The organism is Methylomarinum sp. Ch1-1 (genome assembly GCF_030717995.2).
Classification (GTDB): domain Bacteria; phylum Pseudomonadota; class Gammaproteobacteria; order Methylococcales; family Methylomonadaceae; genus Methylomarinum; species Methylomarinum roseum.
In genome coordinates, this window is sequence record NZ_CP157743.1 from 4213696 (window position 1) to 4230242 (window position 16547).

General features: G+C 51.0%; 7 protein-coding genes and 1 pseudogene. 3 read left to right on the forward strand and 5 right to left on the reverse strand.

Annotation, left to right across the window (positions count from 1 at the left end):
- The first annotated feature begins 195 nt into the window (after positions 1 to 195).
- Entirely contained in the window at positions 196 to 2355 is a 2160-nt protein-coding gene (locus Q9L42_RS19075; protein ID WP_349431624.1) for a transglycosylase SLT domain-containing protein, read from the forward strand.
- 118 nt (positions 2356 to 2473) lie between these two features.
- On the opposite strand, the gene Q9L42_RS19080 is transcribed toward Q9L42_RS19075, so the two are convergent.
- Entirely contained in the window at positions 2474 to 4945 is a 2472-nt protein-coding gene (locus tag Q9L42_RS19080) for a cation:proton antiporter (protein WP_305906796.1), read from the reverse strand.
- A gap of 714 nt (positions 4946 to 5659) precedes the next feature.
- Between Q9L42_RS19080 and Q9L42_RS19085 the strand changes: the two genes are divergently transcribed.
- Together Q9L42_RS19085 and Q9L42_RS19090 are read left to right on the forward strand one after the other, a co-directional pair.
- On the forward strand, positions 5660 to 7516 hold the full coding sequence (locus tag Q9L42_RS19085) for a methanol/ethanol family PQQ-dependent dehydrogenase (protein WP_305906794.1): 1857 nt from the start codon (positions 5660 to 5662) through the stop codon (positions 7514 to 7516).
- A 372-nt stretch (positions 7517 to 7888) separates the two neighbouring features.
- Positions 7889 to 8746: a quinoprotein dehydrogenase-associated putative ABC transporter substrate-binding protein gene (locus Q9L42_RS19090; protein WP_305906793.1), complete on the forward strand. Its 858-nt coding sequence runs from the start codon at positions 7889 to 7891 to the stop codon at positions 8744 to 8746.
- Between the two features lie 1119 nt (positions 8747 to 9865).
- Here the strand turns inward: Q9L42_RS19090 and Q9L42_RS19095 are convergent.
- The 4 genes and pseudogenes from Q9L42_RS19095 to glgC all read right to left on the reverse strand — a co-directional run bounded on the left by Q9L42_RS19095 (position 9866) and on the right by glgC (position 16479).
- Positions 9866 to 11480: pseudogene (locus Q9L42_RS19095) on the reverse strand (ISNCY family transposase).
- A gap of 187 nt (positions 11481 to 11667) precedes the next feature.
- Positions 11668 to 13149 (reverse strand): 4-alpha-glucanotransferase, encoded by a 1482-nt coding sequence (gene malQ, locus Q9L42_RS19100; RefSeq protein ID WP_305906792.1) that lies wholly within the window; start codon positions 13147 to 13149, stop codon positions 11668 to 11670.
- A 374-nt stretch (positions 13150 to 13523) separates the two neighbouring features.
- Positions 13524 to 15209, reverse strand: coding sequence for a glycoside hydrolase family 57 protein (locus Q9L42_RS19105; protein WP_349431625.1), 1686 nt, complete (start codon positions 15207 to 15209; stop codon positions 13524 to 13526).
- Entirely contained in the window at positions 15199 to 16479 is a 1281-nt protein-coding gene (glgC, locus tag Q9L42_RS19110; protein WP_305906791.1) for a glucose-1-phosphate adenylyltransferase, read from the reverse strand. Before glgC ends, Q9L42_RS19105 begins: the two co-directional genes overlap by 11 nt.
- Between the last annotated feature and the right edge of the window lie 68 nt (positions 16480 to 16547).

A 16547-nucleotide genomic window follows, 5' to 3' on the forward strand; every position in this document is an offset into this window, starting at 1 on the left:
GGCGAGGCATCTTCTGGAGCAAGTAACTGATAGTAAAAGTATTTTTATACTGAATAGTTACAAATAACTGAGTACTAGCCATGATCATGGCCAAAAACGGGCCGACTGATCACCGATCAAAATGCCGTCATCGATGTTCGATAACGAAGCCCGTCTTATTGCTATACTTGAGTTTCACCACTGACCAAACTCACTATGCGTCCGAAAAACATCAAATCCTCAATCCATGGCATGGCGTTGATGCTGCTACTGTCCAGCCAAGCGCTCCAGGCGGAAACGGTCAAAGTTCCCTTGCAACTCGACTTCCCGCTGCTGCGTCAGCTGGTCGTGAACCAGCTTTTCCCTGGAGAAGACGTTTCAACGGAGCTGTTAAACGACCCCAACGGCTGCAGCAGCATCGTCCTGTCCGAGCCGAAACTGAGCGAAGCTAACCAACACTTGCAAATCCTTTCCCGACTCGACGTCAGCCTGGCCGTCAAAATGCTGGACCGCTGTGTGAAACTATTAGACTGGCAGGGTTATGCGCAAATTATCAGCGATCCGGCCATCGCCCCGGATAATCCGCGCCTGCTTTATCTACGGGTGCTGGACAGTCATTTAATCAGCCTCGATAACGAACGCCTAAGCTCCGGCCCGATATGGGACCAAGCCAGAAAACAAATACATCCGTGGTTCAAGCGTTTCCGCCTCGACCTGACTTCCTCCATTGAGGAACTGCAAGACGTTCTACCCTTGTTTCTACCCAGGCATACGCATGCGCAGTTGGACAGTCTGCTGGCGTCATTGCAGATAGCCGATTTACAAGTCGCCGCAAACGGCATACGCGGGGATTTAATGTTCCAGCTGGCCCCCATTAGCCTACCCCAGCAGCCCGAGCGGCCTTTGACCGAACAGGAGCAAGAACAATGGCAACAGAAATGGCAAAGCATGGATGCCCTGCTAACCTATGCGATTAAACACTATGCGGCCGCCACCGAACTTGAGGAGCTCAGACTGGCGCTGTTCGACATTCTACTGGATGCGCGTTATCAATTGCAGGAGGCATTGCAACAAAACCAAACCGACGATCCGCTCAGACATTGGTTTATAGACAGTTGGACGCGACTGATTCCAGTTTTGCAACAAATCAGCGCCAAAAACCCCAAACATGCGACGCTGGGTTTGATGACCCTGGTCACCGCGAGCGATGCATTACGCACCCTGGACAAATTAGGCCCCCGCTTCGGCTTGACTATTTCAGTCGATGGTTTGCGCAGGCTGGCGAGGATGCTGAATCATGATCGCGAAGGCGCCCCGTTAAACTATGATCAGGCAGAGGACCCGGAACTGTTGCGCCTGTTTCGATTCCCCAAGGCCGCCGACGTGCGCGGCGAGACCGCTTTCGACCTCTGGCCGATCGGCAGCGCACAGGCGGCGGCGACTAGACCGCTGAACCGGTGGGTTCCTGCCGACGATGAATTGGCGGCCTACCTGTTGACGGTGCGGGATCTGCTACGCGACAAGGCCCTCAGTGCGAGCGCGAATAATGGCTCATTGACATCAGCCCAACAAGCTGTATTCAGAAAACTGCTGATGGCCACGGCCTGGCAGGAAAGCTGTTGGCGACAATATGTGGTAAAGCAGAAAAAAATCGTCCCGTTACGCTCCAACACTGGTGATACCGGCATCATGCAAATTAACGAAAGAGTCTGGCGCGGATTCGTCGACCAACACAAACTGCGCTGGGATATTGACTACAACATCGACGCCGGCAGCCGAATATTGCTCAACTACATGACTCGTTACGCAATCAAAAACGGCGAACACAAAAGACGCGGCGGCCTCGATAACTTGGCGAGGGCCACCTATTCCGCCTACAACGGCGGACCGGGGCAATACTCGCGTTATCGGAACGGCAAGTCGGCGCATAAGGCCATAGACCAGGCCTTTCACGACAAATACCTGACCGTCAAAAAAGGTCGGGAACTGGCCGTCGCCGAATGTCTGGGCGCCGGTCAATTAGACCTTCAAGCAAGCCCTAAGAGTGCGCCTGCCGTCGCCGATAAGACACAACGTCCCGCCGCAACGAAAAAGCGCATCCTTGATGATGCCTGGATCAAAAACCAGAGCCAAACTCATTTCACCCTGCAACTGGGGGTATTCAGTTCTAGCCAGGCGGCAAATGCATTTATCCGCAGACAGAAAGTAATCGGCGATTATGCCGTTTACCGCCGGCAGCACGACAATCGACCGCACTATACCGTTGTCTATGGCCGCTTTCGCGACCGCCAGCTCGCCATGCGTGATAGCCGCCGTTTCACCCCACTCAAACCCTGGATACGCTCGTTTAAGGAGATTCGAGCGCATATGAATTAAGCCATTGAGAAACCCCTCTAACGGGGTGAAACTCCATCCCGAATCTTTCAACCCGAGCCAAACAATATACAAGACGCTCGCAATGGATTGAATCCCCCCAGTTTAATGCCTGCCAAATTCATTTTCCGGTCGTGTTCTCTATGCGCTCTCTGTCTATTGCCAGCAGACGGCTCTGCAGCTCCGGCAATACCTTGCTGAGTTGAGTAATATCCTTAATCGTCAAACGCAACAAGGTGGCATAGGTTTTGGCGACGACCGTCGCCGAACGCCGCGATTCTTCAAACAAAGCATGTTCTCCAACCACGCAGCCCTCCCTTAATTCGGCCAAGTGTTGGTTTTGTCCATGCTGATTCAATTTGAAGACATTCAACCTGCCCCCAACCAGAATATAAATGGCATGGCCCTTATCGCCTTCGTTAAAAATCGTATCGCCTGACAAAAAGTTGACGTATTGGGCATTGCCAGCCAACTTTTCCAGTTCCTGTTCGGGCAATCCCTTAAACAGCGAAACATGGTTAATCCAGTCATCTCTACGATTCAAACTGAGCGCCGTTTTCATCATCGGCAGTTTTTTCAACGCGACATGCAGCCGCTTGCCGATATGATTGTAGACCTTGGTGCTGATTTTTCCCTCTTCATGTTCGTCGTTAATCAGCTTCAGCGAATATTTCAATGCGACGCGCTGAAACAACACGTTTTCATATTGATGATAAAAATCGCTGTAATGTTCGGCAAAAGTCCGTAAGCGTAACTGTCGCCTTCTCAGCCTATCCTGGTATACATTTCTGAGCCGATGATATTGATAAGGGTCTAGAAAATGTTCTTGCTCCTTGAGCAGTCTCAACGCCGCATGCGCCAGCAAGACGCCGGCGATATCATGCTGCAAGCGGTTGGAAAAACGCAATTCCTGATACTTCGTCAATAACGATTGCGTCCAGTCATGCTGACCGAGAAAGTTGATGATTCGCCATTCGCTGCGAACGAAGATGTTCTTCGCTTCCGCCAGATTGTCATTTCGCTTCTTCGGTTGCTGAGAGCTACGCGCCTGATCATGATGCAGCAAATCCCTGAAGGTCAGATAGGTGTAATAATTCAATAAGCCGATATCTTGCAACAGCTCCAACTCGTCCTTTTCCGCGTCAATCGCATTGATACGGACCAATTCCAGACGCTGCGAGCGATTCAAGTCTTGACTATGGCTTTGTAAGTCCTGTTCCATCTCATGCTCTATCGACAGCTTGAGCTCCTTATCCAACAAATGCATCTGTGAGAACTGCTGCAATACCGCATCGACCGCATTATTGACCCGTTCCAGATTCTGTTGCAATTCCGCCTTCTCACCCTCGGCCAGCCCGTCGATTCTACGCCAACGAATCAAGTAACGGATCGTCGAGGCATTGATCAACAGACTCACCAAGACCACGCCCAGAGTCAGTTCGAACAACAATCGTTTTTCCGCCAGCGTATCCGGCACCGTCAACACGATGGCGATCGCCAACCCGCCTCTCAATCCGCCCCACCACATCATGTGCTGGCTACTAACATCGACCCTAGGCAGCCTAAAAAGCTTAATCGTCATCGGTAAAAAACCATAGACGCCAATACCTCGGGCGACGGTGACCGCGATGACGGCAAACGCGATCGGCTGCCAATACTGGGCCAACACCACGATATCGATCGACATGCCGATCAGCAAAAACAATAGCGAATTGCAGATCAATACGAGTACTTCCCATGTGGTGTAAACGGCGTCGCTAGTCTCGCCGGAGAGACGCATCAGGCCGGCCACGTTGAGGCAAATGGCCGCGCTCAATACCGCCATGACGCCGGACACCTCAAAGGCATGCTCGGCAAAGATGAAACAGAAATAGGGCATGATCAGGGAGAAAACCACCGGCGCCGAAGAATCTTCATGGTTCAATCTGACCATCAATTCACTCATCAGCAAGGCAACCACTACGCCGACGCCTATCCCGCCGAGAAATACCCGGAAAAACTCCGGGATTGCCGGCAATGCATTGCTATAGGAAAACTGAGGCGTCAAGACCATCGCCAAGATCATATTAAACAACACGATGGCGGTCGCGTCATTGAACAGCGACTCCCCTTCAACCAGCACCGTCAAGCGTTTGGATATGCCCAAGTTTTTGAAAATCGCGACGACGGCGACGGGATCGGTGGCGGAAATCAAGGCGCCGAACAACAACGCCACGGCTATGTCGACATCCAGTGTGAACCACAGACCTATCCCCACCAATAGCATCGAAATCAACATGCCAGGAATTGCCAGCAACAATACCGGCCAAATATTTTTCAACAACTCTCGCGCATCGATTTTCAACGACGCTTCAAAAATCAGCGCGGGTAAGAAGACGAAAAGCACTAATTCACTGGTGATATGGAAATTTTTCAACAGCGGAAAAAAAGGAATATATGACTTGGCCAGATTAATCGCCATACCCAGAATCACTAGCATCACGGTATAGGGGACCGTCAAATGTCTGCTGAGACCGGCGGTCACCATCGCCAGAAATAACAAACTGAAGGCGACAAGAAGAATTTCCGATAGCTCCATTAAGTGTCCCGGCATAATTTCGAGTGCATTAATACTCCAGAATTAAGCAACAATAAGCAGCTCATGACTCCCTTGGAGATCATACTACGTTACCGCAGATATGGGGCGTTTGGCGGCACTTCCCATATATGGAGATCACAAAGTGCGTAAGGTGTGGCTGGCGACGATTGCGGCGACAAGGATGCCCGCCCCCATGGTTTTCATCGACAGGCGCGCTCCATACCTTATTTTAGCGTTTTTTTTCGAGCTGACGCAGGATCGCATTGTACAGAGAAAAACGAACTTTAACGCAGCACTTAATGCCATTTCATAAAATTTAGCGTACCATATTACGCCTGAGGGTGTCGGTGTAATAGATGGCCTTATAGACCTTCCGGCGCCTTCGTATAGGCTGTTTTAATTGATTTGACTGGATTGTTCTTCAGTCCTATGTTCAGCCCTCCATAAACACATACCGGAACAGTGTAATTTCATGCACTTAGCATGACTGATCACGATTCACTGAATAAACCGGAGCCGCTATAAACCCTAGCCAGAGGCTATTTATAGTTGACTTTTAAGGCAAAATCATTCAATTTACGCATCTGGTATGGCCGCAATCAATGGATTCAGGTTGAGCATAAACTGGATTATAAGTAAAGCCATCCAATAAAAGCTTTAAAACTAATATTAGTCTTAATAACACAAAATCGTACTCTGTCTAATTAACAGAATACCAGGAGGAAACATATGAAGAAGCCTGTAAAAAGCTGGCTGCTTGCTTCAACTGTAGCTGCTTTACTAGCTGCACCAACTGTATCTACTGCTAACAGCGGCGTTGAAAAACTGACACAAAACCCGGCTAACTGGGCGACCTGGGGCGGCAACTATGCCGGCACCCGTTACAGCGAACTGGATCAAATCAATAACAAAAACGTAAAAAACCTGCAACCAGCCTGGTCTTTTTCTACCGGTGTACTGCGTGGTCATGAAGGTGGTCCTTTAGTTGTTAACGACGTTCTATACATCCACACTCCTTTCCCCAACACCGTTTACGCGATCGACCAAAAAACCCAAGCGGTCATCTGGGAATACACACCGACTATGGATGCAGATGTCACTATCCCGGTTATGTGTTGTGATACCGTTAACCGAGGCCTGGCATACGGCGACGGCAAGATTTTCTTGCAACAATCCGACACTGTTTTGACAGCATTGGATGCAAAAACCGGTAAACGCGTCTGGAGCGTGCAAAACGGCGATCCTAAACTGGGCATGACCAACACGCAAGCGCCTCTGGTTGTCAAAGACAAAGTCCTGACCGGTATTTCCGGCGGTGAATTCGGTGTTCGTGGCTTCCTGGCCGCCTATGACATCCGTACCGGCGAGCTGGTCTGGAAAGGTTATAGCATGGGTCCAGACGCAGACACGCTGATCAACCCTAACAAAACCACTACCTGGGAAAACGGTAAAGTTCAAAAAGTCGGCGCTAACTCAAGCCTGAAAACTTGGGAAGGCGACCAATGGAAAATCGGCGGCGGCACCACTTGGGGCTGGTACAGCTACGATCCTGACTTGAACCTGGTCTATTACGGTTCAGGCAACCCTTCGACCTGGAACCCGGCACAACGTCCAGGCGACAACAAATGGTCCATGTCTCTGTGGGCGCGTGACGCCGACACCGGTGAAGTCAAATGGGTCTACCAAATGACGCCACACGATGAGTGGGATTTCGACGGCATCAACGAAGTTGCGCTGGTTGACCAAAAAATCAACGGCCAAATGCGCAAAACCGCCGTTCACTTCGACCGTAATGGTTTCGGCTACACCTTGGACCGTGTCACCGGTGAACTGTTGGTTGCCGAAAAATTCGACAAAACCGTTAACTGGGCGACTCATGTCGACATGAAATCCGGCCGTCCTCAAGTGGTCGATCGCTACTCAACCGAATTCAACGGCGAAGACGAAAACACCACCGACATCTGTCCGGCGGCGTTGGGTGCTAAGAACCAGCAACCCGTTTCTTACTCACCGCAAACCGGTTACTTCTACATCTCAGGCAATCACCTGTGCATGAACTACGAACCCTTCGAAGTTTCTTACACAGCAGGCCAACCCTATGTAGGCGCGACTCTGACCATGCGTCCAGCACAAGGCGACGTCATGACCGGCAAACCTGATGGTTCTTACAACCTGGGTCAATTCACCGCTTGGGATGCGACTACGGGTAAAATCGTCTGGTCTAACAAAGAGCAATTCTCTGTATGGTCTGGCTCTGTGGCGACTGCCGGCGGCGTGGTTTTCTACGGTACGCTGGAAGGCTACCTGAAAGCAGTTGATGCGAAAACCGGTAAAGAACTATACAGATTCAAAACCCCATCAGGCATCATCGGTAACGTCAACACTTGGGAATACAACGGTAAACAATACGTTGGCGTACTGTCAGGCATCGGCGGTTGGGCCGGCATCGGTATCGCAGCCGGTCTGGATTCAGGTGAAGAGTCCTCCAACTCTGAAGGCCTAGGGGCAGTTGGCGCATACAGAAGCCTGAGCTCTTACACCAAACTGGGTGGTGTATTGACTGTATTCGCTTTACCTGGTAAATAATAAAGTCTGACTTTTTAGAAAGACTTTAATAAAGAGCCCCGGCCGTGTCTTTCGGCCGGGGTTTTTTTTTGCTGTTAAAATAGCCTAACTGTTCGCAATATAGACTATGAGTATCAGCTGTTGATGGAAGAAGCGTGCTGCATAGCGATGAGCCAAGGCAGGAGCCAGTTGAGCTGCCGAGGACATATTGACAGCGCCTTATGGAATCAATACCTGATACTCTTCATGATTCTTATACCGAACAGAGATCAAAAACAACGTTTCGCAGCCTGCGAAAAACCGGGTGTAGCAAAAACACTCTCCGGATCCCATTGCACTGTATCCGGGCTACAATACGGCATACAAAAACCAGTTTAACCAATGAGGAGATTTATGAAGGTCATTTCTGATTCCATTAAAATGCTTGCATGCATCGGCCTACTGACTGGCTCAGTCAGTCACGCCCAGGAAAAATTCAAGGTCTGCGCCGACCCGCTCAACCCGCCCTACTCCACCAAGGAACAAACCGGCTATGAAAACAAGATCGCGCGGCTGTTCGCCGACCAATTAGGCCAGGAACTGGAATACTATTGGTTTCCTCAGCGCATCGGCTTTATCCGCAACACCTTGAAAGCCGAAATTGAAAACACCAACCAGTATCGCTGCGATGTCGTCATCGGCGTCCCATCGGGCTTCGATTTCGCCAAAACCACCAAGCCTTATTTTCATTCCACCTATGTTTTATTGATCGCTAAAGGCAGAGGCTGGGACGATATCAGCGAGGCGTCACAACTGGCGGAGCTGCCACTGCAGCGTCAAGAAGCTTTAAAAATCGCGATGTTTGACCGGGGTCCCGGCACTGCCTGGCTGCAAAGACAAGGCTTATTGGATCAGGGCATCCCCTACCAAAGCATGACCGGAGACGACAAAAATAATGCCGCCATGCAGATCGACAAAGATCTTCGCAACGGCGTCATCGACATGGTCTTACTCTGGGGTCCGATGGCGGGTTATATCATCTCACAAAGTCCTGAAGACAGTTACACAATGATTCCGATGCAGTCGGTTCCCGGCCTTAAGTTTGACTTCTCAATGGCGATGGCGGTTCGTTATGGCGACAATAAGAGAAAGGAACAGCTGGAGAGACTGATCGACAACAATATCGACCAGATTCAAGCTATCATCAAAAGTTATAACATCCCCTTGCTTCCCATCCCAGAGCATCAGCCCAGACGCGAAGACGACGATTAATATCATAACCCTAGTACATAGAGCCAATATTATTCTGCCGGCAATTGTGAATGTAGGTGCAGATTTAGCCGGGCAATGCGAATAAATTCGCACCTACCTCAACATTTCCCCAGAGTTCCCTCATTAAAAAATACCTTCTGGGCGGGGCGGGTTATTTAACCCGCCCCGAACGTTTAACTTACTCTAGTCACGGTTGAATCGTTCAGGACCTCGTTGACCCGCATTTCGCATAGCGATGCGGACCACTTGCTTTTCGCGTCGAGGGCGGAGCTCCTACGCAAAGCACCGTCTTGCCTTCGTAGGGCGGGGCTTCGCGAAGCAAGCCGCCAAAAACCGCCACCGGAGGCAAAATAGGTCATTGTGGTATCCAGGCGCATTGCCTGGCGGCGAATCACCCTACGATTGCATGCCAATGTGGCGTTGCCTTAGGATGTGTCGAACACCGTGAAGCGCATCAAAAACCGGTGCGCTTCTATTTAATGAGGTAGCTCATTTCCCTGCTTGGTGTTCAAAAAGGGCATGGCTGGCGCCTATCGAGTACCCGTCATATTTAACATGACTGAGTACTAGTCTTCGCGACTAGGGCAATTCCGGTGACTCGCTATATGGAAAATCGCCACGAAAGACATGAAGCCGATGTTTGCTCCATCCACTTCTTTTCACCAGCAATTCCCACTTTGGCGTTCAAAAAGGGCATGGGGTGTGTTTGGCGAGGATGTCGGCAGCAAGGATGCTGCCGTCAAGCCCCCCAGGGATGGGTTTACCCAGCACCTAAATTCCATGGCTACAGGACTATATTTTACATTCCAGGATAATTTAGGTGCTGGGTGAACGGCGCTCCTCGATAGACACACCCCATGCCCTAAACCCCGCAAAAATACTCAAACTGATGGGAATTGCTGTCTTTTCACGGCGGAATTGATACTACTTAGTGTCTGACAGAAAAAGCCTTTTTTTCAACCGATACCCAACTTTTGCCACACTCATTTTGATCAGCCCAGGCCATTTTCCGGAAAAAATCCATCGCTGTCTCGTCTGATTTCTTCATTAGCGGGCCATTCACCGGTCTGCGGGCGCAACTATCCTGTAGTGAGCCTTTTCTCGCTCCGATGGTATTGTTCAGGCCGCTTGTTGGTAGGGGCCGCGCTTGCGTTTTTCTTTCGCCTGCGCCTGCTGACGCAGGATGGCGCCCAACCGTTTGATATTGCGCGAGACGACCGCCAGTGCGACATAGCGTTTGAAGCCATCGAGGCCGTGGTCGGGGCAGATATCCAAGCCGTTATGCTCCAGGGCATTGATGGCCGATTCCACGGCGGAGTGTTGGTGGCGTAGTTGTTTAAAAGCATTGCTGCCTTCCCGCGCTTGATCCGCGGCGCTGAGTCGGCCTTTTTTGGGCAGAATCACCTGTTCCAGATGATTTTTCAGTTCCTTTTGGTTAGCCGGGCTGTGAAAGCCTTTGTCGAAGCTGGTCACGGTCAGTTCGGGGAAGCGCCGGCGCGTTTCGGTGACCATGTCGACGGCGACTTTGTCATCGGTTTGCTTTTCCATCACTAGGTGGTGAAGAACGAAGCGATGGTGGTCCTCCATCACGCAGACCCTTAAACCCAACTCAACCGGGACGCCTGCTTTGCCTACAGGGATGTAGGTAAGGAGCGTGAGCAGGAGCGGAAGCTTTGCCTTTGCTGATCCATTCGGTGTGCGGTTCAAACACGGAGAAGATCTTTTCGGCATGAGGGATGGTTTCGCTGCGTATGACGCGGCGCTCAATTTGGTCCAGCAGCAGGCGGGCATAGGCCTGGTAGGATTGCAACGGCTGCGTTTCATCGGCCAGGGCGCCACGGTCCAGGGCTTGTTTTAAGGTGCGCTCGGATTTGCCCAGGTAGGCGCTCGCCAGGTCCAGGTAGGTCTGATGAGCCTGTTGGATGGCTTGTTCCCGTACGGCTTGTTTGTTTTCATCCTGGCTGGTGGAGCGTTTGAGCTGTTGAGCTCTTCGGTACTGTTGTTTGAGTCGCCGGATGTTGTGCCGGTATTGGCGCCAGTCCGGCAGGTCATAGTGTTTCGCCAGCGTATGACTCTCTTCAATGGCTTTGCGGATCGCATCATACAGCAGGTTGATGTCGGTCGGAAAATGGACGTCGGTTTCGACCACAAAGGAATCGCACCGCCCTCTCAGTTTATCGCTGTGGTCGACCGTCGCGGCGGCAGTCGAGTCACTGCGGACGGTTGGCCCAGCGTTTGGCTTTTTTTTTACCAGGGCATGGCCGGCTCTGACCACTTCCTGGTTGATTTGATCGAACAGTTCCGGGGTGAACAGCCTCAGATTGTCTTTGATGCGCTGGAGAGAATACTTCGTGTCGTCACACCAGTCGCTATGGCCCAGCATCTGTCGAATGGTATTGTGGTGGTTGGCCAGTTCATGGATGCGGTCATAGTCGGTATTCAGGCCCAGACGCAAAACGCCCAGCACTAGAATTTTCCATTGTTCCAGGCCGGGCCGACCGCGCCCTGGGTCAGCGGGTTGCTGACGCTCTGCTTCGCTAAGGCCCTGACCGCTTCGGTAGGGGATAACCTGCTCGAGGATGGCGAACACACGGTCGCGCAGTTCGGGCGTGGTATAGATGTACTGCAACCCTAGCAGCAGTTGCGGGATGTCGTCTCTGGATTTGAGGTTAATCTCGATGTCGGCAATATCGACCTGACCGAGGCTCATTTGCGGATTCTTGACGGTGCGCATAGGATTTCAACGGACGAAGATTTCTGGTTTTCGTAAATTTTTATGGCGGCGCTCACCTAAAATCAGTACCTTACGGATTGAGCAACGCAACAATCGTGATTTTGGGCTGCAAACTCATTTCCCGGAATTCATTATATCCCATTGATTATTTTAGGGATAATCAATTTTCGGTCAGGCACTACTTAGATTACTCACATCGGCGACCAAACAGCTCCACTAAGTGCTTTAACCTGCCCGCATGCTCTTCCGTTAACTGATCCCATTCGAATCGCCAACGCCAGTTGCCTTCGATGGTGCCAGGCGTATTCATGCGGAATTTGGAGCCCAGACATAGAACATCCTGCATCGGCACTATGGCCAAGTTAGCAACCGACGCAAATGCGGTGCCGATCAAGGTGAAAGGCATTTGAGTTTGAGTAAACCCCAGATACTCATAAACACGATGCTTCTCGTCATCATTAAGCGCATTAAACCAGCCTAACGTCGTGTCATTGTCATGCGTGCCAGTGTAGACCACGCTGTTTTGCGTACAATTATGCGGCAAATAAGGATTATCGGCGCCACCGTCAAAGGCGAACTGCAATATCTTCATCCCGGGCAAGGAAAAATCATCCCGCAGCGCCTCCACCTCTTCGGTGATAACCCCCAAATCCTCGGCGACTAACGACAGGGACGGATATTCCGCCTTAATCGCCTTCAGCAAGGCATGACCGGGGGCGGCAATCCATTGGCCATTAATCGCCGTGTCTTCGCTGGCCGGTATTTCCCAAGCCGATTCCAAACCGCGAAAATGATCGATGCGCAAGATATCGAACAACTCATCCTGCGTTTTGATTCTTTCCCGCCACCATCTGAAATTCGTGCTCAACAGATAATCCCAGTCGTAGTGCGGATTGCCCCAACGCTGACCGGTGGCGGAAAAATAATCCGGCGGCACGCCGGCCACCACTTGCATCTCGCCCTCTTCATCAAGCTTGAAAGCCTGACGATTAGCCCAGACATCGGCGCTGTCATAAGAGACAAAAATAGGAATATCGCCAAATAACAGCACATCATGCTGTTCGGCAAACAGTTTGAGCTCTTGCCATTGATTGTAAAACACGTATTGTTCGAATTTAATGATTTCGATGGTTTCACTCAAGCGCTTCCTGGCTTCCCTGATCGCCTTAGGCTCCCTTTGCTTCAGATACTCCGGCCAATGATTCCAACTGCGTCCGCCGAATTTTTTATGCAAGGCATAGAACAGGGCGAACTCATCCAGCCAGTAGGCCTTTTCGCTGCAAAAACTGACGAAATCTTCTTGTTCGGTGCCCGTCGCTAACTCCTTAAACCCCTGAAAGGCTTTTCTGACCAAGTTACTGATCACCAAGCCATAGCCTTCGTAACTGACCTCGGCGCGCCCGGTGCGTTGCAACCAACCTTTATTTTCCAGCCACTCGATGCTGATTAACGCCGGATTGCCGGCATGGGCCGACATGCATTGGTAAGGGGAACCATCGCCATGCGGTATACCTAGCGGCAGGGTTTGCCAGACGCTGATGCCTGCATCATGAAGGAAACGGATAAAATTATAAGCCTCCTCCCCCAGGTCTCCACATTGGCCTGCTCCTGGCAAGGAGGTGATATGAAGTAGAATGCCGGCGCGGCGTTTGTTTAAATGGTCGCTCATTATCCGTTTTTACAAAATGTTTAATATGGCTATTAACAAACCACAGGTGAATTTGACTTAGGCTGTATCCTATTTGGTTTTCAAGACTGTCGACAACAAGGCAGATTTTTGCTCCAGGCGGGCGCTGGCATTCCCACCGTCCCTGGCGGTCTACCACTCCCGCTCCAGGCGGGCGCTGGCATTCCCACCGTCCCTGGCGGTCTACCACTCCCGCTCCAGGCGGGCGCTGGCATTCCCACCGTCCCTGGCGGTCAGAATCTGCCAACACAAGGTGCAACGTGAGCAGGAGCTGTTTGTTGCCAACAACGCATTCATGCCGGGTCTTGAAAGCCAAATAGGGAAACAACCTGCAGTAGGTTAATTAACCATAATGATTAAATTTCTTTACCACGCCTCATCGCGCCGCCCATGGCCGGGGCGCCAGCGCCCTTGGTAAAAGACAGCTCAAGATAGGCCGGAGGCTCCTCATCCAATAGTCGATACAAATTAGTCAGATTCAACCGATACTGCTTTTCAAAATCACTGACCGCCTCACCGGGATTGTAATCACCAAACCACCAGAACCAATCTGACCCTTCGCAGACCGCAAGCTGCAACTCCGCTTCGGCAATGGCCTGTTCGGTTAATTTACCGGATAAAACGGCCTTGTCAAAACTCTCTTTAACGTCGCCTAGCATATCCCATCCCCTGTTCTTATCGGGGCTACCGATCCAGGTGGAAAAAGTGCCGTATACCCAACTGCCCGCCACCAACTTAGGCAAGGACTTGACCGTCACATGGTCGCCGAGACATTCGGAGAAGGTCGCCAATTCTATGTTCGGATGATCACTCAAGCGCCGATACAAGGCGCTCAGAAAATGATAGCCGTTTTCAGGAAAATATTCCCAGGCGTTTTCGCCATCCATGATAATCGAAACCACGCTGCCCGCCGGCTCATGGCGGACGGTATTTTCTAGATGATGAATCAAGTCGGCGACGGCGTCATCGGCGTGCCATTTGGAATATTCAAAGCCAATTAAATCGGATAAGCCATCATCACGAAAAAAACAGGCTATGTCGCTATCGGCTAGCTTATAGGGATGATGCACCCCCTTGGCCTCGATTCCAGACGCATGTAAGCTATTATGCAAGACACTGCCTCCGCTAGCCGTCCATTTAAAGCCGAATTCGGACAGCAAATCCAAGGTTTTGGCGCTGACGCTGCCTTCGGAAGGCCAGCACCCTAGCGGCCTAAAGCCAAAGAATTGTTGGAAGGTATCAATGCCTTTTTGTAAATGCCATAACACCCGCTCTTCACCGCCTGGATAAGATTTAAGCTCAGGCAACGAGGCATCGGGCATCGCTTCATGGGCTGAGGCAATATCCAGCATCAGCGGCATGATCGGATGGGCATATGGAGTCACCGACAACTCCACCCGCCCCTGAATCGCCAGCGTTTTATATCGACCGATGACGCCTTTCAGCAAATCATTGATCAGTTCCAGCAATTCTAATCGGTCGTCAAAGCTAAAACCCGAGGCTTTTTCGATCAACCTTTGCGCACGATTATCGTCTTTTTTTACCGTTTCTCCCAACCAGGCCAGGTGATACCAAACCAGTATATCGGTGATGAACTGTTCATTGACATAGTTAACGCTGTCCTGATGCGACTCGACCCAGCTCGCCATATCGACCAATCGGGAAAAAACCGGATAACGATCGACCTGTCTTTCTCGATTGGCTTTCATGCAGTTTTTCAGCAATTTCAATCGATCGGCAGCGTGACTAGGAACCGCCTGCCCCGCCAAGGCCGCCAGCAAAGGATCCTTGATCAGACTGCGCTCGCTTAAAAAACGGTTAATCTGGGCGGCATAATCTTCGATTTGTTCCAGCAGGATCGGCGCGAAATTGACTACCGCCTTGGCCGCAGGAACCGCTTCCAAATGCGCCACCATGTCGACATAATCCTTGATGACGTGCAGATAGGTCCATGGCAACATGAATTTACCGGTCTGCCTGTCCCGGTATTCGGGCTGATGCATGTGCCAGCACAGCACCAGCTTCAGCTTCTTATCTGACATAATGTCGTCTCTGTCCCAACATATCGGAAGTTACCAACACCACGCCACCAGGACTCACATGGAAACGCCTTTCATCCTCTTCCCGGTTTTCGCCAATCACGGTGCCTTCCGGTACGTCGCAACCCTTTTCGATGATCGCCTTCTTGATACGACAGTGCCTGCCGATATTCACATCCGGTAGCACCACCGAGTCCTCGACCAGACTATAGGAATTGACCCTCACCTGAGAGAACAATAAAGAATGTCTGACCGTGGAACCCGATACGACACAACCGCCTGAGACCATAGAGTCTATCGCCTGCCCTCGCCTGTCATCGTCGTCAAAGACAAATTTGGCCGGCGGCGTTTGCGCCTGATAGGTCCAGATCGGCCAAGTCTTATCGTACAAATTCAAATCCGGCTTAACGCCGATCAACTCCATGTTAGCCGACCAATAGGCATCGATCGTTCCAACATCGCGCCAGTAACTTTGTACGCCATTCTGCATGTCCAAAAAAGGATAGGCATTGACCCGATATTTATCGATGACCGCCGGAATGATATCCTTGCCGAAATCACGATTGGAGCCCTTGGTGTCGGCGTCTTTAATCAATTGCTCAAACAAAAAATCGGCATTAAAAACATAGATCCCCATCGAGGCCAATGCGCTATCGGTTTTGCCCGGCATCAGCGGCGGATTTTCCGGTTTTTCTACGAAGGCCTTAACCCGGCGGTCGTCATCGACATGCATGACGCCGAAGGCCTTGGCGTCTTCCAGCGGGACCTCGAGACAACCGATCGTTAAATCGGCCTTATTAGCGACATGGTCGGCCAGCATCGCGCCATAGTCCATTTTATAGATATGATCACCGGCCAGCACCAGCACGAATTCTGGATTACGATGCCTCAAGATATCGATATTCTGGTAAATCGCATCCGCCGTCCCTAAATACCAGTCATGCTCGGAATGCCTTTGCTGAGCCGGCATTAAATCGACATATTCGCCGAATTCACCACGCAAAAACCCCCAGCCCTGCTGGACATGTCTAATCAACGAATCCGCCTTATACTGGGTCAAGATTCCCACCTTGCGTATCCCGGAATTGATACAGTTAGATAATGGAAAATCGATAATCCTGAATTTTCCGCCGAAAGGCACCGCGGGTTTAGCGCGCCAGTCCGTCATCTGTTTCAGACGCGAGCCGCGCCCACCCGCCAAGATCAGGGCAATGGTATTACGTGTTAGATGACTGACAAAGCGTTCTGGTTGCTGTTTATTCTCTTCCGACATTGGCATCCCCTTTTTTGGATATCTGCTGATGATTTCTTGTTTTTGTCAAATGCCTAAATAGCGCGCAT

Bases quoted from the DNA above. Each gene is read 5' to 3' on its own strand.
- Q9L42_RS19075 (WP_349431624.1), top strand. From the start codon at position 196: ATGCGTCCGAAAAACATCAAATCCTCAATCCATGGCATGGCGTTGATG.
- Q9L42_RS19080 (WP_305906796.1), bottom strand. From the start codon at position 4,945: ATGCCGGGACACTTAATGGAGCTATCGGAAATTCTTCTTGTCGCCTTC.
- Q9L42_RS19085 (WP_305906794.1), top strand. From the start codon at position 5,660: ATGAAGAAGCCTGTAAAAAGCTGGCTGCTTGCTTCAACTGTAGCTGCT.
- Q9L42_RS19090 (WP_305906793.1), top strand. From the start codon at position 7,889: ATGAAGGTCATTTCTGATTCCATTAAAATGCTTGCATGCATCGGCCTA.
- malQ (WP_305906792.1), bottom strand. From the start codon at position 13,149: ATGAGCGACCATTTAAACAAACGCCGCGCCGGCATTCTACTTCATATC.
- Q9L42_RS19105 (WP_349431625.1), bottom strand. From the start codon at position 15,209: ATGTCAGATAAGAAGCTGAAGCTGGTGCTGTGCTGGCACATGCATCAG.
- glgC (WP_305906791.1), bottom strand. From the start codon at position 16,479: ATGTCGGAAGAGAATAAACAGCAACCAGAACGCTTTGTCAGTCATCTA.